Here is a 20,007-nt window from a genome sequence, read left to right as displayed (position 1 = left end):
AAGCCCGCTCGCCACCACAAGCGCGCTGGCCGCAAGAAATCTACAGTCCAAGAAAACTGCTGTGCTGCAGCCCCCCAAACTCCCGACGTGCCACCGCCCTCCCTGTGGCGAGCGGGCTTGCCCCGCGCTGGGTGGCGAAGCCGCCCCAAAACCTGCTGGTTCGGTATGTCTGAAACAACTGCGGTGCCTGGGGGGGCTGCTACGCAGCCCAGCGCGGGGCAAGCCCGCTCGCCACAACAAGCCCGCTCGCCACAACAAGCCCGCTCGCCACTACAAGCGTGCTCGATACAGCGACAGGCTTACGCCTCTGACGGCCCTCAGGCAGCGCGCAGGGAGATGAACGCGTAGTTGGCCGGCACTTCGGTGGCGATCTGCGCCCCGGCGTCCAGCAACTGCTCGGCAATGTCCATCCCGGAGACATGGAACACCCATTCATTGGCCCCGGCTGGCTGGGTCGCGGCCAACTCAATGGCCTGGGCAAAGGCGCCCATGTCCGGCAGGTAAGCGGTAAACCCATCGCCTTTGAGCGCCGTGGTCCGAATCCCCAGCAGGGCGCACACCGCCTCCTTGGTCTGTACATCGTCACGGTCGGCCTGGCGCGAGCGGCGGATCAGGTCTGCCAGTTCCCGGTCCATCAGTTCACCGCCGACGATCAGCGCCGGGCCTTGTTCCCAGGATTGCGGCGGGCAATCCTTGGCGGCCGGGTTCAGCGGGATATGCGGGTTGATCTCCATCGGGTAGATGCGACAGACCAGCGGCCTGCGCTCATAGATGCCGCAACGGTTGTCTTCGTCAAGATTCCGGCAGCGCCCGGCGTTGTAGGCGGCAAAGGTGATCGCTACGAACGCCTGGGTATTGCCGCTGGGCACCACCACTGAACGCCGTTCGGCATGCTCGCGCTGTTGCAGAGGCAGGCCCAGGCCATTGCCCAGGAAACCTTCCACCAGCACGATGACGTTGCCGCCATCTGCCGCCCACTGGCGGGCTTCGTCGAGGGTCAGGGGGACATGATGGTCGGTGCAGCATTTGCCGCAACCGACGCAGGAAAAATGGGTATTCATGGAGGATCTGCTACCAGGCCAGGTCAGAGGGCTCTCTTGAGCGGTGACGGGTTTTTACCTCTATCCGCCGCTCGCAGACTCTGGAAGCAAGTTATGCGCCAGCGCCGCTCAGTCTTCGCTGACCACGTCACGCAGCACCAAGACCATGCCGGCGCTCTCATACAGTTGGCGTGCGCGCTGATTGCTTTCCAGCACCTTGAGGTCCACGTAGGGTTCGCCGCGCTGCTTGAACACCTGGAAGCTATGTAGCAGCAAGGCGCGCCCCAGTCCCTGGCCCTGGGCGCAAGGGTGGATGCACAGATGCTTGATAAACGCACTGGTCCAACATTGCGCCACGCCAAGAATACCGTCGGCATTACTCGCCACCAGGCACAGCGTGGGGTCAAATTCCGCATCGGTGATGAATTGCTGCTGCCAGGTCTTCAGGTTGGGCACGTGGCCGCCGCCCTGGGCCTGGGTCATGCGCAATACCGCATGGATCGCCGGGGCGAGCTCATCGCGGTAATGGTCCAGACGGGTGTCGGCTGGCCACTGCGGCGCGGGCAGGCTCTTGGTGAGGTCGCGGCGCAGCAGTTGGTAATACGCTGTCACTTACAGGCCTTTTTGCGCCACGGTCTGGGCCGCGACCACCAGGCATTTGGTCAGCTCGGGCGAGGAGAACTTGGTCAGCACCGAGTCGGCCCCGGCCAAGCGCGCTTTTTCGCTGTTCATCGCGCTGTCCAGGGAGGTGTGCAGCAGCACGTAGAGGTCCTGGAAGTCCGGGGTTTCACGCAGGGTACGGGTGAGGGCGTAACCGTCCATTTCCGACATTTCGATGTCAGACACCACCACATTGATCTGCCCGGCGCTGCCTTGCAGCTCCAGCAGCACATCAATGGCTTCCTTGGCACTGCGTGCGGTGTGGCAGGTCAGGCCGAGGTTGCGCAGGGTGTGCACCGATTGCTGCAGGGCCACCTGGCTGTCGTCCACCACCAGGATGCGCGCATTGCCGAGCACTTCGGCTTCTTCCATGGTCAGGTCGGTGGGCGCGACTTCGATTTGCGCGGGGGCAATGGCGTGGATGACTTTTTCGATGTCCAGCACTTGCACCAGCACGCCGTCCACCTGGGTCACGCCGGTGATAAACGAGCGCGTGCCGCCGGAGCCAAAGGGTGGCGGGCGGATGTCAGTGGTCAGGCAATGCACGATCCGGCTCACCGCCTGCACGTGCAGGCCCTGCTTGGACCGGCTGACATCGGTAACAATCAGGCAGCCGCCGTCGGGGTCTTTCAGGGGCATTTCGCCCAGTGCCCGGCTGAGGTCGATCACCGACAGGGCCGCGCCACGCAGGGTCGCGATGCCTTTGACGTGTGGATGGGACTCCGGCAGCTTGGTCAGCGGCGGGCAGGCAATGATTTCGCTGACTTTCAGCAGGTTGATGGCCATCAGCTTGCCGCTGCGCAAGGTAAAGAGCAGAAGCGAGAGTGAATCTGCGCGGGCTTTGGTGGTGGACATAAAAACCTTCTGTGGATCAGCGATAACAATCTTCTATGGCAGGTTATCGACGCTGGCCCAAAAAACTGTAGGAGCGAGCTTGCTCGCGAAAAACCGAGGGCGCCGCGTTTATTCAGGATAGACGCGTATCGTTAATGTTTTTCGCGAGCAAGCTCGCTCCTACAGTGGGTTGTGTTGTGTCTTAGCCTTTCCAGACTTGCGGATTCACCAGATCCTGCGGGCGTTGGCCCAACAGGGCGCTGCGCAGGTTATCCAGGGCACGGTTGGCCATGGCTTCGCGGGTTTCATGGGTGGCCGAACCGATATGCGGCAAGGTCACGGCATTGCTCAGTTGGAACAGCGGCGACTCAGCCAGGGGCTCGCGCTCATACACATCCAGGCCGGCGCCGCGAATGCGCTGGGTTTGCAGGGCCTCGATCAGTGCCGGCTCGTCCACCACAGGGCCCCGGGAGATATTCACCAGGATCGCACTGGATTTCATCAGGCCCAACTCGCGATGGCTGATCAGGTGCTTGGTCTTTTCACTCAAGGGCACCACCAGGCACACAAAATCCGCCTCGGCCAGCAACTGGTCCAGGCTACGAAACTGCGCGCCCAGTTCCTGTTCCACTGCGGTCTTGCGGCTGTTGCCGCTATAGAGGATCGGCATATTGAAGCCCAGGCGCCCACGGCGGGCGATGGCTGCGCCGATATTGCCCATGCCGACGATGCCCAGGATCTTGCCGTGCACATCACAGCCGAACAACGGCGCGCCGACGCTGGCCTTCCACTGCCCGGCCTTGGTCCACGCATCCAGTTCGGCCACGCGGCGGGCGCTGCTCATCAACAGGGCGAAGGCCAGGTCGGCGGTGCTTTCGGTCAACACATCGGGGGTATTGGTGAGCATGATCCCGCGTTCGTTGAAGTAGTCCACGTCGTAGTTGTCATAACCCACCGAGACGCTGGACACCACCTCAAGCTTGCTCGCACCTTCGAGCTGCGCCCGGCCCAGCTTGCGGCCCACCCCGATCAAACCGTGGGCGTGGGGCAGCGCTTCATTGAACTGCGCGTTGATATCGCCTTGCTTGGGATTGGGAACGATGACCTCGAAGTCCTGTTGCAGGCGTTCGATCATCTGGGGGGTGACACGGCTGAAGGCGAGGACAGTCTTTTTCATCGCAAGTGGGGCTCATCGACAGGGAAGAATGCCAAGCAAGCTAACATTCCTGCACCCACTTGTCAGGACACCGCATCACCAATGTGGGAGCGGGCAAGCCCGCTCCTACAGGGGACTTTCTATATTTGGGGGCCGTGTTCCAAATCAGGTGGTAAGGCGCACCGCTCCCAAACTGCCGCTTAACTCATACGCCGCCAGCTCCGCCTGGTGCGCCGCCAGGATCTCTGGCAGTGAGCCACGCAGGTATTCCACCCAGGTCTTGATCTTCGCATCCAGGTACTGGCGCGACGGGTAGATGGCGTACAGGTTCAGTTCCTGGGAGCGGTAAGTCGGCATCATCCGCACCAGGGTGCCATTGCGCAGGCCTTCGATGGCCGCGTAGACCGGCAGCAGGCCAACGCCCATGCCGCTGATGATCGCGGTCTTCATCGCGTCGGCGGAGTTCACCAAAAATGGCGAACTGTTGATGCTCACGCTTTCCTGGCCATCGGGGCCGTTGAACACCCATTTGTCCAATTGGATCACCGGGCTGACCAGGCGCAGGCACGCATGGTTGAGCAAATCACTGGGCCGCTGCGCGCAGCCGTTGGCTTTGACGTAGGCCGGCGAGGCACAGACGATGCTGTAGGTGATCCCCAGGCGCTGGGACACAAACCCCGAATCCGGCAACTCGCTGGCGAGCACGATGGACACGTCGTAGCCCTCGTCGAGCAGGTCCGGCACGCGGTTGGCCAGGGTCAGGTCGAAGGTCACATCGGGGTGGGTGCGGCGGTAGCGGGCAATCGCATCGATCACGAAATGCTGGCCGATGCCGGTCATGGTATGCACTTTGAGCTGCCCGGCGGGGCGCGCATGGGCGTCGCTGGCCTCGGCTTCGGCTTCCTCGACATAGGCCAGGATTTGCTCGCAACGCAATAAATAGCGCTTGCCGGCCTCGGTCAGGGCGATGCGGCGGGTGGTGCGGTTGAGCAAGCGGGTTTGCAGATGGGCCTCCAGATTGGAGACCGCGCGCGAGACGTTGGCTGTGGTGGTGTCCAGTTGCACCGCGGCGGCGGTGAAGCTGCCGGCTTCGGCGACACAACTGAAGGCGCGCATGTTTTGCAAAGTGTCCATGGGGTGCTCTCAAGGGAGATGGCAAATTGTGACACGAAGTTACGGGGGCGAGTGACCCCGACCAATGGATTATCGCCTGAACGGTAACAAAGATTCACAGGAATCCCACCTTATCGCCATTCCTCGCGCCCCCTAGAATTGCCGCACCGTCCCCGCAACACCACCTCAGGAATTCGCAGCAGTGCCGCGTCGCATCAGCAGAGAGCTGAAGACTCTCAGTGTTTGGGCTTTATCGTTAGCAATCAGCGGCTGCATCGGAACCGGTGGAATTGCCCCCCAAGGCAAGAGCCTCGCCGCCAATAACCTGGCCACCGACGACGCAATCCAGAGCGCCGCCCGGGATGCCCACTGGCCGACCACCCAGTGGTGGCAAGCCTACGGCGATCCGCAACTCAATGCTTGGGTCGACCTCGCCGTTCAAGGCAGCCCAAGCATGGCCGAAGCCGCCGCCCGGGTACGTGAAGCGCGGGCCATGGCTGGGCTGGCCGAGTCTGCCGAGGCTGTGCAGATCAACGGGGATGCCACGCTCAAGCGCCACAACTGGCCGAGCGATCAGTTCTACGGCCCTGGAAAACTGGACAACTCCACGACCTGGGACAACAACGCCGCCCTGGGCCTGAGCTACGCCCTCGATCTGTGGGGGCGTGAGCGCAACGCCACTGAGCGCGCGCTCGACCTGGCCCATATGAGCGTCGCCCAGGCGCGCCAGGCCCAGTTGGAGCTGCAGAACAACGTGGTACGCGCCTACATCCAACTGTCGCTGCATTACGCCCAGCGCGATATCGTCGCCGCCACCCTGGCCCAGCAACAGCAGATCCTCGACCTGGCGCAAAAGCGCCTGGATGGCGGCATCGGCACCCACTTTGAAGTCAGCCAGGCCCAGACCCCATTGCCCGAAACCCATCGGCAACTGGACGCCCTCGACGAAGAGATCGCCCTGACCCGCAACCAACTGGCGGCCTTGGCCGGCAAGGGCCCGGGGGAGGGCGCAACCTTGCAACGGCCGACCCTGGCCCTCGCTGCGCCCCTGAAATTACCATCGGCACTGCCCGCGCAACTGCTCGGCCAGCGTCCGGATGTGGTCGCCAGCCGCTGGCAAGTGGCGGCCCAGGCCCGCGGCATCGACGTGGCCCACGCCGGTTTCTACCCCAATGTCGACCTGGTGGGCAGCCTCGGCTACGTCGCTACCGGTGGCGGCATGCTGGAATTCCTTACCGGCAAGAAGCTCAATTACAGCGTCGGCCCGGCGATCACCCTGCCGATCTTCGACGGTGGCCGCCTGCGCGCGCAATTGGGCGAAGCCAGCGCCGGCTACGACATTGCCGTGGCCCGCTACAACCAGACCCTGGTCAATGCGCTCAAGGGCATCAGCGACCAACTGATCCGCCGTGAGTCCATGGCCAAGCAGCAGACCTTCGCCGCCGAATCGGTGGCCTCGGCGCAGAAAACCTATGACATCGCGATGATCGCCTACCAGCGCGGCCTGACCGATTACCTCAACGTACTCAATGCCCAGACCTTGCTGTTTCGCCAGCAACAGGTCGAGCAGCAGGTCCAGGCCGCGCGCCTGAGTGCCCATGCCGAACTGGTCACTGCCCTGGGCGGCGGTCTGGGCGCGGGCAACGATGCGCCGGCAGCAGGCACCACCCTCGCGAGCAAGACCCCGGCGGCGTTGGCCGTATTCGATCACTGATCAGGTTTCCCATGACTCCCTTGCCTGCACCGCTGCGTTGGCTGCATTCCCTGGAATGGCGCCGTGGCTTCTTCGACTGGGCGCGCAGTGACGGCGTGACCTGGGTCTACATCTTCAAAGTGCTGATCGCCGCGTTCCTCACCCTGTGGCTGGCCATGCGCCTGGAGCTGCCGCAACCGCGTACCGCGATGATCACCGTGTTTATCGTGATGCAACCGCAAAGCGGCCAGGTGTTTGCCAAGAGCTTCTACCGCTTCCTCGGCACCCTGGCGGGGTCGGCGGTGATGGTGTTGTTGATCGCGCTGTTTGCGCAGAACACCGAGTTGTTTTTGGGCGCGCTGGCGATCTGGGTGGGCGTGTGCACGGCCGGTGCCACGCGCAACCGCAACTTCCGCGCCTATGGTTTTGTACTGGCGGGCTACACGGCGGCGATGGTGGGCCTGCCGGCGCTGGCCCACCCGGACGGCGCCTTTATGGCGGCGGTGTGGCGGGTGCTGGAAATCTCCCTGGGGATTCTCTGCGCGACCCTGGTCAGCGCCGCGATCCTCCCGCAGACCAGCAGCGCGGCCATGCGCAACGCCTTGTACCAGCGTTTCGGCACGTTCGCCCTGTTCGTTACCGACGGCCTGCGTGGCCGTAGCCAGCGCGAAGGTTTTGAAAGCAGCAACGTGCGCTTTATCGCCGAAGCCGTGGGCCTTGAAGGGCTGCGCAGTGTCACCGTGTTCGAAGACCCGCATATGCGTCGGCGCAATGGCCGGCTCAGCCGCTTGAACAGCGAATTCATGGGCATCACCACGCGCTTCAACGCCCTGCACCAGTTGCTTGAACGCCTGCGCAGCGATGCTGCCGACCATGTGGTGGCCGCGATCAAACCCGGCCTGCAGGACTTGGCCGAGTTGCTCGATGGCTTCAGCGGGCGCGCCCTGACCAGCCCCGATGCCACGCGCCTGGTCAGCCAACTGACGGCCTATAAAGAGAGCCTGCCCGCCAAGGTCCGCAGCCTGCGGGCGCAGTTCCAGCAGAGCAGCCCCAGCGATGCCGAGCAGTTGGATTTCCACACCGCTTATGAGCTGCTGTACCGCTTTGTCGACGACCTGCACAACTACGCGCAGACCCACGCCTCCCTGGCCGAACACAGCCACGCGCGTGAGCACTGGGATGAGGCCTACACGCCGAAAACCAACTGGCTGGCCTGCGCCGCGTCGGGGATTCGCGCGTCGTTCATTCTGGTGGTGCTGGGCAGTTACTGGGTGGCCACCGCCTGGCCCAGTGGCGCCACCATGACCCTGATCGCGGCGGCCACCGTTGGCCTGTCGGCTGCCACGCCGAACCCCAAGCGCATGGCGTTTCAAATGGCCTGTGGCACCTTGATCGGCGCCCTGGTGGGGTTCGTCGAGATGTTCTTCGTGTTTCCCAGGATCGACGGGTTCCCTTTGCTCTGTGTGATGCTCGCCCCGGTGATCGTGCTCGGCGCGTTCCTGTCCTCGCGCCCGCAATACGCTGGGGTCGGCCTGGGCCTGCTGATTTTCTTCAGCACCGGTTCGGTGCCGGATAACCTGACGATCTACAACCCCTACACCTTTATCAACGACTACATCGCCATGATCATCGGCATGCTGGTGTGCGCAGCGGCGGGGGCGATCATCCTGCCGCCCAACAGCCCCTGGCTGTGGCGCCGCCTGGAGCGCGACCTGCGCGAGCAAGTGGTGTATGCCATCAGCGGCAAGCTCAAGGGCCTGGCCTCGGGGTTCGAGAGCCGCACCCGAGACCTGCTGCACCAGGCCTATGGCCTGGCCGCCGGCCAGCCGCAGGTGCAACGCAACCTGTTGCGCTGGATGTTCGTGGTGCTGGAAGTCGGCCACGCCATTATTGAATTGCGCAAAGAGCAGGCGATCCTGCCGGTGCATCCGGCGTATGCCGAGTCCCAATCGTGGCGCCAGGCGATCCGGGTGATGGGGCGTTCGCTGGTGCGGCTGTTCCTGCAACCGAGCCAGAGCAACCTTGAGCGCGCCTTGATTGCGGTGGACCACGCCATCAGCCGTGTACAGGCCACCGACGAACCCTTCGCCCCGCACTTCGATACCTCGGCCCTGCGCCGCGTCAAAAGCTACCTGCACTTTATCCGCACGTCCCTGCTGGACCCGCAATCGCCCCTGGCTGCTCTCAAGCTTGAAGGAACCGTTCATGCCGCGTGAAATCGCCTTCCATGGCATCTACATGCCGACCATGACCCTGATGTTTTTTATCGCCGCGGGACTGGCCTGGGCCCTGGATCGCTTCCTGGCCGGCTTTGACCTGTACCGTTTTTTCTGGCACCCGGCGTTGCTGCGCCTGAGCCTGTTCACCTGTCTTTTCGGCGCCATGGCGCTGACCGTCTACCGTTGAGAATGCCCCGATGAAAAAGTTTTTCAGCCTGCTCGCAACCCTGCTGGTGCTGGCCCTGGCGATCTGGATTGGCCGTACGTTGTGGGTGCATTACATGCAAACCCCGTGGACCCGCGATGGCCGGGTACGCGCCGATATCATCAACGTCGCCGCCGACGTCACCGGCGAAGTGGTCGACGTGCCGGTGCGGGATAACCAGTTGGTGAAAAAGGGCGACCTGCTGATGCAGATCGACCCCGAGCACTACCGCATCGCAGTCAAGCAGGCGCAATCATTGGTGGCCTCGCGCAAAGCCACCTGGGAAATGCGCAAGGTCAACGCCCATCGCCGTGCGGACCTTGATGCACTGGTGATCTCCAAGGAAAACCGCGACGACGCGAGCAACATTGCTGATTCCGCTCTGGCTGATTACCAACACGCGCTGGCGCAGTTGGAAGCGGCGGAGTTGAATTTGAAACGCACGCAAGTGCTGGCTGCGGTGGATGGTTACGTCACCAACCTCAACGTGCATCGCGGCGACTACGCACGCATAGGCGAAGCCAAGATGGCCGTGGTCGATATGAACTCGTTCTGGGTCTACGGTTTTTTCGAAGAAACCAAGCTGCCCCACGTCAAAGTTGGCGACAAAGCCGATATGCAACTGATGAGCGGCGAGACGTTAAAGGGCCACGTAGAAAGCATCTCCCGTGGCATCTACGACCGCGACAACCCCGAGAGCCGCGAACTGATTGCCGATGTGAACCCGACCTTCAACTGGGTGCGTTTGGCCCAGCGCGTGCCCGTGCGGATCCATATCGATGAAGTGCCGGAGGGCGTGTTGTTGGCGGCGGGGATTACCTGCACCGTGATCGTCAACCAGGCTCAAAACTAACCAGCGGTGGGTGTTCTTGCCCTGATTTTGCGCCGTCGTTTGACCCTTAGCATGCTGGTGTAGCGGCGGTGGTTTTTTGTATTGAGCATGATCAGGCAGATCAGTGATTGAAACAGAGGAAATAGCGCAAACAGAGTCACGGGGTGACTAACCAAGTAGCCTGTCGCAAGCAGAGCATTCAGAGCAGCGACGCCTACAAGTACAGCGGGGCCTGAACGAAATCCCGCCACCAGCAGAGCCAACCCGATACACATGGCCAACAACAGTACCAGGCTCGCCATCACAGCGTATTCGCTAGTCAGATAGTTAATTCGGGCGTAATACGACAGGCTGTGTGACAGGTTGCCTGAGATACTCACTAAGCTCACTGATACTGCGGTGCCCACCGTGAAAGCAAAACGGTGGGTGTAACTACGCACTGTTCGCGGCGCGCGCGCGGGATTGCCGTTATTGGTCATGGTTGCTGAACTCTTCATAAATCGCGATGACAATGTGGTTAATGTTTCCGGAAATGCTGCTGCCTGTGAGTGCGAGAGCTGCACCCACCTGATCTGCTATTTGAGTGAGAATGTCTTGGCGTAATTGGCTGTTGCTATAGCGTTTTGGAAGTGTTCCAGCTAGCTGTTTTAACCGGAGTATTTCGCGGGGATGGCGAGGGTTTTTCAGTCGCAGGACTTCATCCGTCAACTTTGCACGCTCTCGGCGGCTTAGGCTCCTCAGGATGTCTGCCAGGTTTCTGCCCGTCGACTTTTTGATCGTCATCACTGTTCTGACCGTGACAAACGTAGTGCTACCTGCGCCGACCAATGAAATACCATCCAGCGCAACGCTCATGGATTGGTACCAACTCAGCGAATCGTAATAGTCATTCTCAGCAGGGTTAGTTAATTCTGTATAAGTCCTCCAGGCACCGTTGATGCACTGCAAGCCGCTGGCGGCTGCAGCTGTATAGGCGATACGGGTAACTGCAAGACTGGCGCCCCCACTTAATGGCGTGGATGCAACACCGGTAGCTGCGACGGCTATTCCGATAACGGCTCCTGCGCAAGCGAAAGTCATCCCCGTTGCTTCTACAAGTAGCTTTGACTCACGAGGCGAACTGGTCGCCAGCTCAGCATATTGATTGGCTGTCATTGCCCCCGCCACTTCCCGCAATATCACCCGCTTGGGCATGAGACTGCACAACGGCAAAAACTCGCGCAGCACCGTTACCCGATAGTCACTGCCGATGTGCACCACGCCGGCGCCGACGATGGCAGGGTTGGCGTCAATGGTTCGATAGAGTTTTGGCAAATCCAGCAGGCTGGTCAGTCGCTGGCGGGTGGTTGTATGAGCGTTGGGCACGCCGCTGTTGAGGAAATCCTTGAGCATCCATTCACCTTCCCGTGGGCAGAGGTGAAAGAGCCTGAAGACTGAGTCCGTCGAATGATGTCAGCTAGTTCGCGGTTTACTGTAGGAGCCGGCTTGTCGGCGAAGAACCTGAGAGCAACGCGGGGAGCCTGATGCTCCGCGTTAGCGTTGACGATTTTCGCCGGCAAGCCGGCTCCTACAGGGGAGAGTTATTGGCCCTGGATATAGGTCTCATGCAAATGCCGCCACAGCAACGCGCCGCTTGCCTGTTTCTCGAACACCACGGTGGCGCGGCGGTCCGTTTGGGTGCCGCTGTCATCGATCTGGTGTTCACGGTAGGTCACCGTGGCGCCCCGTGCATGTCGGTCAATGCCGGTCAGTTCGCTCAAGGTGATTTTCAACCCAGGACGCATGCCGCCCAGGCGGGTGAACAGGGCGTTGACCCCGGCTGTGTTGACCCGTGCGCCGGTGGCGGGGGCGATCATGCTGAACTCCGGGGAGAAGCGCGCCAGCAGGTTTTGCAAGGTGCCATCCGGCGCGACGCCGGCAAACCATTGCTCGATCTCGATGTGGGTCTGGATCACTTCTTCAAAAAAGTCGCTGTAATCAATCATCATTGAGGCTCGCTGGCTGGGTGAAGCAGTGCGCGAACCCTGGAGGTATCCAGGCTCAGCACCGCCAAAAGCGGCAGTAGTGTCAGGGCTGCCGCGATCAAGAAGGTCATGGTGAAGGAATCCGAGGCTGATAGCACGGCGCTGAGTGCCGCTGCACCGAGGCAAAAGCTCAGCTGCCGATTGATATTCCACAGCGCGCTGGCGTGGCCCATGCGCGGGGCGGGGATATCGAGAAAGGCCAGGGTCTGCGCAGTGCTGCTGCACAGGCTGCCGCCCAGGCCCATCAGGCCGTAGGCGAGAATGATCAGGGAAGGCTCGTTGAGCAACACAATACCGCTGCATTGCAGCCCCATGCCCGCCAGCAGCAAGGGCTTGGGGCCGTAGCGGTTGAACAAGGTCTTGCTGAGGAAGATGGCCAGCGCCGATGCCAGCGCCCAGGGCAGCATCAGCGCGCCGGTGTGCGCGGCGTCATAGCCCAGGCCGCGCAGGTAGAGGATGGCGATCAGGCTGGTGCCGATAAACACACCGGGGACGCACAAGTAGATCAGCATCGCGATGCGCAGCATCGGGTTGCCGATCTGTTTGAACAGGTTGCCCATCTCCAGAGAGGGGCGCGCAGTTGCCGGCGCGTCCGGTTTTATCCACAGCCACGCCAGCAGCAGGGTGAACAACGCCAACGGCAAGTTGGCGTAGAAGATCCAGCGCCAGGACACGCTATCGACCAGCAACCCGCCTAACGCCGGTGACAGCGCCGGCACCAGCAGGGCCACGGACATCACACGAGCGGTCAATTGGCTGCGCTCTGCTGCTGGGCAGTGTCGGTAGGCCATGGCCTGGCCCACGGGAATCAGCAAGCCGCCTCCCAGCCCTTGCAGGGCGCGCCAGCCGATCAGGGTTTCGATGGAGCCCGCCTGGCCCACCAGCACCGAAGCACCGGCAAAGATCAGCAGGCTGGCGGTGATCAGGCGGCGCTCCCCCATGACCGCCGCCAGCCACACACTCAAGGGGATGATCAGCGTCAGGCCGAGCAGGTAGGCATTGCTGACCCACGCCAATTGCGTGACCGAAGCCTGCAGTTCGTGGGCGATATCGGGGTAGGCGACGGTGGCGACAAACATGTTCACCAGATCGAGGGCGAAACCCAGTAAAAAGATCCAGGCGATTTTCGAGCGGTAGGTCATTGGGGCGTTCCTGCATTCAATCCCGGCAGGGTAGAGTGCTGCGGATACTTGGGGAACGCTGGTTTGACTGTTAGTTTGTCAAAAATATTTTGACAAGTGGAGGCGGTGGCCCATGGTCAGCCTGGATCGTTTCGAGACGTTCAAGACGGTGGTGGAGGCCGGCTCGCTGACTGCCGCGGCCGATAGACTGGGGCAGACCCGCGCCGTGGTCAGCTTTAATCTCAAGCGCCTGGAGGCTGAACTCGGTGTCACCCTGCTGACGCGCAACACCCGGCAATTGGCGTTGACCGATGCCGGCGAGCGGTTTTACCTGCGCTGTACACGCATGCTCGAAGAAGCGCAGTTGGCGGTGGAAGAGGCGCGTTCGGAGCACACCCAGCTCAAAGGCACCCTACGCATCACCACCACCGTGGAATATGCGCTGGCCGTGGTCGTCCCTGCGGTGGAGGCCTTTGGCCGTTTGCACCCGGATCTGAATGTCCACTTATCCACATCCTCCACCCATGCCGATCTGATCTCCGAACGCTTTGACGTGGCGATTCGGCTCGGGCGCCTGCTGGATTCCAATCATCGTGCGGTGCAGTTATCCACGTACCCGATATTCGCCGTCGCGGCGCCTGGTTTTGGTAGCGCCCATACGCTGGATGAACTTGAACAACTGCCCAAGCTGGGGCACGGCCGATTGAACGAGTTGAGTGTGATCGACCCGGCTGGTCGCGAGCATCAATATCGCTCCGGCCCCAGTGCGCTTATGGTTGACAGTGCCGCCGTGCTCCAGGCATTTGCCGTGCGCGGCCATGGCGTGGCAATCCTGCCGCAGTGGCTGGTACAGGAGGATCTGGACACCGGGCGATTGGTACACCTGTTGCCGGATCATCGCTTCGTACCCCAAGGGGTGTATGCGCTGTATCCGGACACGCGGCATTTGCCGCTCAAGGTGCGGGCGTTTATTGATTTCATGAAGGAGGGTTATGTTGCTGGCTGGGACGCCATCGCGAGCAAGCCCGCCCCCACAGGTTGACCGTATTTCAAGGATGTACTCTGTAAGTGTGGGAGCGGGCTTGCTCGCGATACAGGCGCCTCGGTCTCGGAATAAACCTACAACTTGCCACCCAACCCAAACCGCTTCTTCAACACCTTCTCCAGCAACGCCTTGGGCAACAGCGCCGCCATCCACGGCAACGCGCGGCTGCCATTGCCTGAGCGCAACAGGCGCGGTGGTTCAGGTTGTTGCGCGGCCTTGAGCACGTCCGCCGCAAACACGCTGGCTGGGGTTGGCTTGTCCTGGGACGCCTGGGAGCGCGCACGGATGCTTTCGCGCAACGGCCACCATGGCGATTGTTCGTTGATCAGCCGTTCGGCCTGGGTGCCGGCGTTCTTGGCGAAACTAGTGTTGATTGCCCCCGGCTGCACTTCCATGACCCGCACGCCAAACGGCGCCAGCTCCATGCGCAGGGCATCGCTCAGGGCATGGACGGCGGCTTTGGAGGCGCAGTAGGCGCCGGCAAACGGGGTGACCAATACCCCGGACACGCTGCCGATATTGACCACCAACCCTTTGTTACGGCGCAACGCGGGAAACAACGCCTGGGTCACGCCGACAATGGAGAACACATTGGTCTCGAATTGCCGCTGCATCGCCGCGGTACCGCCATCGAGCAACGGGCCCATGGCGCCGTAGCCGGCGTTGTTGATCAGCACATCCAGCTCGCCCACTTGCCCGGCCAGTTGCGCCAGGGCCGCCCCATCGTTGACATCCAGTTGCACGGCCTTGAAGCCGGCTGCCGCCAGGGTCGCGACGTCTTCGGGACGGCGGGCGCTGGCCCACACGTCATAGCCGGCAGCCTTGAAGGCATCGGCCAGGGCGCGGCCGATGCCGCTGGAGCAACCGGTGATAAGCACGTTGGGCATGGCTCAATCCTTTGTCGTTATTAATTAGTCGCAGAAGCTGCCTTGCAAGCGTTCGGCACGAAACTCCAGGGTTTGCGGGCGATAGCCGGGGCGCAGCGGCGGCATCGGCAGGCAATCTTCCCAGGTGGCGCCGGCCTGCAATTCGCCGGGGCCGCGATAGCGTGGGGCAGCATAGACGTTGTCGGCCAGGTTGACCGTATCGCCCGGCGCATAGGCGGCGACGCGCCAGCGCAATTCGGTGAGGGGGACGTCATTGCCATTGTTGAGTTTGAGCTGCAAGGGGCGATCGGCAGGGCATTGCTCGGGGGCGTAGCTGATGCGTAGCTCCAGGCGCGCCAGTTGCGCGGCTTCGCGGTTGTCCAGCCATACCACCCACATCGCCACGAAACCCAGACCCACTGCTGCTACGAGGGATACAGGCAACGCCTTGGCGGGATAGCGCAGCAGCAGGATCAGCCAGGTGATGATCAGTAGAACGCCGAAGAACATGGAGGCAGCCTCGCGGATGGGGGAACCATCGTACCGTTGGCGGGGTACGGTTGCCTATCGGGTTGCGAGTACGCTCCGGAGATATCCCCCGTTACCTTTTCACTGGAATGGATGGCGTTGTTCGCATCACTTACATAGATACAGCCACAGACTGATAACTGTTGTTCTGCGGGCTTTCTTGTATCTGTCGGGGATAAACATCATGAGTATATCGATACAGAATCTTTCTTCCGGAGCCTACGAATACGAGGTTACCCAAGAGAGCAGCTCTATAAAGCCCACATCCAATACGCAACCAACCACCGGCGCAGGCTCCAGTGATCTGGACAACCGTAACTCGCTGACTCAGACACTGGTAGGCCTGGAGCAAGGCATCACAACGGGTCGCACAACCAATGAGCCTATTTTTCCGGTCTTGCAAACCACGAAGATCCAACTGGAGCCCGATACGAAAGATGCAGGCCCGGTCATAGAAGTCAGCCTATGGCAATACATCACAGCCAACGGCTGGAACATTCCGAAAAATCGTGAAGAACTCACCCAACTCAGGCACATCGTGTCTTCACAGGCACCGGAAAGCACTTCCAATGCCTATGCAGTCATTACCGAGCAAGTGGCCAAGGCCAATGTCGAGAAAGCCAAATTCAACAATATTGCCTTAGGCACGGCTGCGGCATTTCCAGATGTGCGCGCAGAAGCCAAAAAGTGCGCGCAAGACATCGTGTTCAAGTTGACCGGCATCCATGTAGACGCCGATAAGACGTATCTGAATCGTTTTAACGGCACGCAATCTGCTACAACCGCTACCGGTTGGGAGCATATGAAGGAAGAACCTTCCTCTTCAATCACTTTGACCGATGCGGTATTGAAGAACTTCTCCGAAAACGACGGGGTTCCCGGCAATCTGGACTCGGAAGCGGGCTTGTATAAAGACGGCCCCGGACAAAGCAAAAAAGCAGGCTACGGCGCTCATAACCAAATTCCCCTGGCGCCTTCCCAGTTTATGAAGGCTCTTTGGAAAGTCGACTTCCAAACGGTAATGTCGGAAAAAATCGACGACTTCTGGGAACACCACGCCGATAACTATCGGACTGTCCAGAAGGGGGTGTTCATCCATAAGGCAAGTGAACAACTCAAGTCCCAGGAGGCCAAGTTACCTGCTGAACGAGCGCTGCAGCCGCCCGAGCATCAGCTCACCAGGAGCGACTATAAACAGCTGATGACGGCTGTTTGTGGTGAGGGCGTATCTGAAAACCAGCCCCTGACCTTTGCACAATTGCAGGCAACATCCCCGGTAACAGGTGCTGTCCAGGCCCATGCTTTCGATATCAATGGCTTCCCGTCAAATGACATTGTGCGTTTTACCCTACCTGGCAAGCTGCCCAAAAAATACGTCCACGGTCGTCTGGACGGCGTGCAAATCCTCTACATTCCTGACGCCCAGCCAGCCTTTCTGAAATTCGACTCGTTGGAAAAAATGGATCGATGGGTCAGCGATCAGGCCAGCACGCCCTCCTTGCGTAAAGCCCTGGAGTCGCACTTCTCGCTGGCTGATCGGCAGAACAGTGAAACCGGGGCGGGGGCCGTATTATTTAACACAATAGTGCAGCTAAGCTTCCTGGCTGAAGTCCGTCCGAAAGACGGCGTCGATACATCGTTGGAATACCTCGGTGCAGGAACCGTCAGTAATCAAGAGGGCAGGGTCATCGACCGCGGCAACTTTGCGATCAAGGGCGATGTGTTCAGCCACATGGCGCATCTAAGCCAACAGCGCATGAAAAGTGATGCAGACACCGCGATCAAGTCCAACAGCGAGGTCACTCGTGATATTTGGCTCAATGACATCTCGGTCGGCGCAGGGTTGCTGACCAAGCTGGCCCCGCTGGCGGCTCCGATCGCCGCAGCCGCAGTTATCACGGGGCTCACCGAAGTGGCGCTGGGCACTGAAAAAGAGATCACGGGCGATACTCAGGCTGAACGTCATGACGGGGCGGCGAAGGTATTCGATGGAATGCTCAACGTGTTGTTCTCTTCTGTAGGTGTCGGCTCAAAAGCTGAAGATCCGTTCGTACTGCCGGAAAAAGAGCCGCCAATCCTTGAGCCGGCATCCGGCCCTGAATACGCTAGTTTCGACATACCCAATCGCCTGCTGCCGTCACAAGCGGGCAATATCAGCATCTACGCTGTTGCGGACGGCGAGTCATTACTTGCCAAAAGTACAGTTAATGCCAAAGGTATTTATCAATTCAAGGATGAGCTGGGAAAAGACCGTTGGTTTATCCGTTATACCGACCAGACAGGTATCGCCAACACGTATGAGATCAAGAGTGATTTCAAACTCAGTAACGACTATGTCCAGATTATCGATCCCCAGAGCGGCAAGCCTGTATTGACAGTCGACGCTGTGGCTAATGGCCAATGGCGTTCGAGCAGAATGCTGGGCGGGGTCCAAAGTACCGATAGGGATGTGAGCACGGGTCGAAAACGCCTTGCTGAGCCAGACCGTTCTTCGGGTCCATCCACTTCCGGTGGGCAATCCACCGTAAAACGCCCCAAGTTACCTGAAGCCTTTCCCGGTGAAAAAGCCACCCTGGAACCTCCCATCAAAGGAAAGAACGTCTTCTACAAATACAACAACCGAAGTCGTCATTCCGCTTTCGTCGCTGACCGCTCTTTTTCACCGTCCTCTACCGATTTAAAAGGTGGCCCGCTGCCTAGAGGGCAGGGCAGGCATTACTTCACCGATTTGGCGCCTGAAGATAAGCCTACGGAGGTCATATCCCAGATGATTTTCGGGCGTAACAAATATGGCAAAACGCTGAATAAGATGACCGATTACTTTGAGATAAACACCACCGGTCTGAAGTTGGTGGAAGTCCCCGGACATCCACATATTTTTTATGTGGATACCCCTTTCTCCATTCCGTTGCAATACAGGGATGGCGCCAGCGGTGAACTGGTGAGTCGCGTCATTTCTCGCGGCGAGACGCCGTACACCGCTTGACCGCCAATAGACAAACCGCCCATCACTCGCTGCGGATAGGGGACGCAGAGGGTGATAGGCGGCTGTTTTTTGCGGGGTCTACTGCGCGATAGTTTTCACCGACACGCCACGCTCAACCGGCGTCGAGCGCCCGTAGATATCTTCAAACCGCTCGATATCATCCTCGCCCAGATAGCTGCCCGATTGCACTTCGATAATCTCCAAGGGGATCTTGCCCGGGTTGCGCAGGCGATGCACCGAGGCAATCGGGATGTAGGTGGACTGGTTCTCGCACAGCAGGAACACGTTCTCGTCGCACGTTACTTCAGCGGTACCACTGACCACGATCCAGTGTTCGGCGCGGTGATGGTGCATCTGCAGCGACAGGCACGCACCCGGCTTGACCGAGATGTGTTTGACCTGGAAGCGCCCGCCCATGTCCACCGAGTCGTAGGAGCCCCACGGGCGGTAGACTTCGCAGTGGTTCTGGGTCTCGCTGCGCCCTTGTTCGTTGAGGGTGTTGACCATCTGCTTGACGCCCTGGACCTTGTCCTTGTGGGCAATCATCATCGCGTCCTTGGTTTCCACCACCACGATGTTTTCCAGGCCGATCACCGACACCAGCTTGCCGTTGCCGTGGATCATGCAGTTCTTGCTGTCCTGGATCACCACGTCGCCCTTGGTCACGTTGCCGTTGGCGTCTTTGTCATTGACCGCCCACAGCGAGGCCCAGCAGCCCACGTCGCTCCAGCCGGCACTGAGCGGCACCACGCAGGCGCGCTGGGTTTTTTCCATCACCGCGTAGTCGATGGAATTGTCCGGGCAGCAGGCGAAGGTGGCTTCGTCGAAGGTCACGGTATCAGCGGTATGCTCGCTGCGCTCGAGGGTCAGCACACAGGTGTCGTAGATGTCCGGGTCGTGTTTTTTCAGCTCTTCGAGGAAGCGGCTGGCGCGGAACAGGAACATGCCGCTGTTCCAGAAATAACCACCGCTTTTGACGAACTCCACCGCACGTTTTTCATCCGGCTTCTCGACGAACTGCTGCACGCGGCTGACGCCTTCGGGCAGCAGTGAGTCGTTGGTGGACTTGATGTAGCCGTAGCCGGTTTCCGGGCGGGTGGCCGGTACGCCGAACAGCACCATCTCGCCACGCTCGGCGGCCACGGTGGCCAGGGCCAGGGCGCGTTGCAGGGCTTTCTGGTCGTCCAGTACATGGTCGGCGGGCAGGACCAGCATCAGTTCGTCACGGCCTTCATTGACCAGCATCATCGCGGTCAGGGCCACGGCCGGCGCGGTGTTGCGGCCAAATGGCTCCATCAGGATGCGCTGGCTTTCCAGCTTGCGGGCGCTCAACTGCTCGTTGACGATGAAGCGGTGGTCTTTGTTGCAGACAATGATCGGGCTGTCCATGCCTTCGAACACCAGGCGCTCCAGGGTTTGCTGGAACAGCGTGTGCTCGCCGGTCAGGGCCAGGAACTGCTTAGGGAACTGTTTACGCGAAAGCGGCCAAAGACGTGAGCCGCTACCACCGGAAAGGATTACTGGGATCATGGGTTTCTCCTTGAATCTGTATGGGTTAGAGCAACGAAATTCAGTCGTTTCACTCTTGTTTTTGTCTCGGTCCGAACTGACGCCTTGATCCCCTGTAGGAGCGAGCTTGCTCGCGAAGCACTTCCAGACACCGCGTTCATTCAGAATGCTCGCGT

The 20,007-nt window shown here is 60.4% G+C and carries 18 protein-coding genes; 6 read left to right on the top strand and 12 right to left on the bottom strand.

Annotation, left to right across the window (positions count from 1 at the left end):
• Positions 1 to 317 precede the first annotated feature (317 nt).
• From BHC62_RS17210 to BHC62_RS17190, 5 genes are all read right to left on the bottom strand, one after another.
• On the bottom strand, positions 318 to 1,061 hold the full coding sequence (locus BHC62_RS17210; protein ID WP_070995631.1) for a YkgJ family cysteine cluster protein: 744 nt from the start codon (positions 1,059 to 1,061) through the stop codon (positions 318 to 320).
• A 108-nt stretch (positions 1,062 to 1,169) separates the two neighbouring features.
• Positions 1,170 to 1,652: an N-acetyltransferase gene (locus BHC62_RS17205; protein ID WP_070995630.1), complete on the bottom strand. Its 483-nt coding sequence runs from the start codon at positions 1,650 to 1,652 to the stop codon at positions 1,170 to 1,172.
• The gene (locus BHC62_RS17200) at positions 1,653 to 2,555 is read right to left on the bottom strand and encodes a chemotaxis protein CheV (RefSeq protein ID WP_070995629.1); all 903 of its coding nucleotides are present in this window, start codon (positions 2,553 to 2,555) and stop codon (positions 1,653 to 1,655) included.
• A 181-nt stretch (positions 2,556 to 2,736) separates the two neighbouring features.
• A complete protein-coding gene (locus BHC62_RS17195; RefSeq protein ID WP_070995628.1) occupies positions 2,737 to 3,711 on the bottom strand; it encodes a D-glycerate dehydrogenase in 975 nt (324 codons plus the stop codon).
• Between the two features lie 144 nt (positions 3,712 to 3,855).
• Positions 3,856 to 4,824, bottom strand: coding sequence for a LysR family transcriptional regulator (locus BHC62_RS17190; protein ID WP_029297870.1), 969 nt, complete (start codon positions 4,822 to 4,824; stop codon positions 3,856 to 3,858).
• 181 nt (positions 4,825 to 5,005) lie between these two features.
• Between BHC62_RS17190 and BHC62_RS17185 the strand changes: the two genes are divergently transcribed.
• From BHC62_RS17185 to BHC62_RS17170, 4 genes are read left to right on the top strand one after another with little or no spacing between them, the layout of a single operon-like run.
• A complete protein-coding gene (locus BHC62_RS17185; protein ID WP_070995627.1) occupies positions 5,006 to 6,517 on the top strand; it encodes an efflux transporter outer membrane subunit in 1,512 nt (503 codons plus the stop codon).
• Positions 6,518 to 6,528: 11 nt separating this feature from the next.
• Positions 6,529 to 8,712, top strand: a complete 2,184-nt coding sequence (locus BHC62_RS17180; protein ID WP_070995626.1) for an FUSC family protein — start codon at positions 6,529 to 6,531, stop codon at positions 8,710 to 8,712.
• On the top strand, positions 8,702 to 8,902 hold the full coding sequence (locus BHC62_RS17175) for a DUF1656 domain-containing protein (protein ID WP_029297878.1): 201 nt from the start codon (positions 8,702 to 8,704) through the stop codon (positions 8,900 to 8,902). The genes BHC62_RS17180 and BHC62_RS17175 overlap by 11 nt, the downstream gene beginning before the upstream one ends.
• A gap of 10 nt (positions 8,903 to 8,912) precedes the next feature.
• Positions 8,913 to 9,773, top strand: coding sequence for an HlyD family secretion protein (locus BHC62_RS17170; RefSeq protein ID WP_070995625.1), 861 nt, complete (start codon positions 8,913 to 8,915; stop codon positions 9,771 to 9,773).
• Here the strand turns inward: BHC62_RS17170 and BHC62_RS27465 are convergent.
• The 4 genes from BHC62_RS27465 to BHC62_RS17155 form a co-directional block, all read right to left on the bottom strand.
• Positions 9,770 to 10,231 carry a hypothetical protein gene (locus BHC62_RS27465; RefSeq protein WP_224791122.1) on the bottom strand — a complete coding sequence of 154 codons (462 nt, stop codon included), beginning with the start codon at positions 10,229 to 10,231 and terminating at the stop codon, positions 9,770 to 9,772. The two genes, BHC62_RS17170 and BHC62_RS27465, sit on opposite strands and share 4 nt — an antisense overlap.
• Positions 10,221 to 11,144: an NAD synthetase gene (locus tag BHC62_RS17165; RefSeq protein WP_070995624.1), complete on the bottom strand. Its 924-nt coding sequence runs from the start codon at positions 11,142 to 11,144 to the stop codon at positions 10,221 to 10,223. Before BHC62_RS17165 ends, BHC62_RS27465 begins: the two co-directional genes overlap by 11 nt.
• Positions 11,145 to 11,332: 188 nt before the next feature.
• A complete protein-coding gene (locus BHC62_RS17160) occupies positions 11,333 to 11,737 on the bottom strand; it encodes a hypothetical protein (protein WP_029297885.1) in 405 nt (134 codons plus the stop codon).
• Complete coding sequence (locus tag BHC62_RS17155) at positions 11,737 to 12,918, bottom strand: MFS transporter (RefSeq protein WP_070995623.1); 1,182 nt, start codon at positions 12,916 to 12,918, stop codon at positions 11,737 to 11,739. Before BHC62_RS17155 ends, BHC62_RS17160 begins: the two co-directional genes overlap by 1 nt.
• A 112-nt stretch (positions 12,919 to 13,030) precedes the next feature.
• On the opposite strand from BHC62_RS17155, the gene BHC62_RS17150 reads away from it, so the two are divergent.
• Positions 13,031 to 13,939 (top strand): LysR family transcriptional regulator, encoded by a 909-nt coding sequence (locus BHC62_RS17150; RefSeq protein WP_050492959.1) that lies wholly within the window; start codon positions 13,031 to 13,033, stop codon positions 13,937 to 13,939.
• A 77-nt stretch (positions 13,940 to 14,016) separates the two neighbouring features.
• Here the strand turns inward: BHC62_RS17150 and BHC62_RS17145 are convergent, their stop codons facing one another.
• Complete coding sequence (locus BHC62_RS17145; protein ID WP_070995622.1) at positions 14,017 to 14,829, bottom strand: SDR family oxidoreductase; 813 nt, start codon at positions 14,827 to 14,829, stop codon at positions 14,017 to 14,019.
• Positions 14,830 to 14,853: 24 nt separating this feature from the next.
• Positions 14,854 to 15,318 carry a multidrug transporter gene (locus tag BHC62_RS17140; protein ID WP_070995621.1) on the bottom strand — a complete coding sequence of 155 codons (465 nt, stop codon included), beginning with the start codon at positions 15,316 to 15,318 and terminating at the stop codon, positions 14,854 to 14,856.
• Between the two features lie 202 nt (positions 15,319 to 15,520).
• On the opposite strand from BHC62_RS17140, the gene BHC62_RS17135 reads away from it, so the two are divergent.
• Positions 15,521 to 18,322 (top strand): dermonecrotic toxin domain-containing protein, encoded by a 2,802-nt coding sequence (locus tag BHC62_RS17135; protein WP_070995620.1) that lies wholly within the window; start codon positions 15,521 to 15,523, stop codon positions 18,320 to 18,322.
• Between the two features lie 78 nt (positions 18,323 to 18,400).
• Here the strand turns inward: BHC62_RS17135 and BHC62_RS17130 are convergent, their stop codons facing one another.
• Positions 18,401 to 19,852 (bottom strand): mannose-1-phosphate guanylyltransferase/mannose-6-phosphate isomerase, encoded by a 1,452-nt coding sequence (locus BHC62_RS17130; protein WP_029297891.1) that lies wholly within the window; start codon positions 19,850 to 19,852, stop codon positions 18,401 to 18,403.
• Positions 19,853 to 20,007 lie beyond the last annotated feature (155 nt).

This window comes from Pseudomonas sp. 06C 126 (assembly GCF_001855215.1).
GTDB lineage: Bacteria > Pseudomonadota > Gammaproteobacteria > Pseudomonadales > Pseudomonadaceae > Aquipseudomonas > Aquipseudomonas proteolytica.
The sequence above is the reverse complement of the archived record's forward strand: the minus strand, read 5'-3'. Positions and strand labels throughout refer to the sequence as shown.